The organism is Pseudomonas sp. SIMBA_067 (assembly GCF_046534675.1).
Taxonomy (GTDB): Bacteria; Pseudomonadota; Gammaproteobacteria; order Pseudomonadales; family Pseudomonadaceae; genus Aquipseudomonas; species Aquipseudomonas putida.
In genome coordinates, this window is the sequence record NZ_JAWRYH010000735.1 from 1 (window position 1) to 259 (window position 259).

A 259-nucleotide genomic window follows, 5' to 3' on the forward strand; every position below is an offset into this window, starting at 1 on the left:
CGGGTCTACGAATGCGACGCCCTGGCAGGTGATGGAGAACGGGCAAGTGCTCGACGCGGGGCGAGGTTTGCCGGCGATCGAGCAGATCAAGCAGCTGATAGGGGCGCAGCGCATCGAAGTTGTGAGTGATCACAACGAAGTCGATGGGCTGATTTTTGATGCGCAAGGTCTGGACCCTTTGATCCGCCAGGTGCGAAGCACATGCCGGTGGTAGCGCAAGTGCCTGCGCAGCACATCACTGGGTTGCTTGCACCGATTG

General features: G+C 59.8%; 1 protein-coding gene. It reads left to right on the forward strand.

The annotated features are described in order from the left end of the window. A partial coding sequence (locus tag SB765_RS31110) for a type VI secretion system-associated protein TagO (protein WP_410932688.1) occupies positions 1 to 214 on the forward strand: 214 nt, incomplete at its 5' end. Between the last annotated feature and the right edge of the window lie 45 nt (positions 215 to 259).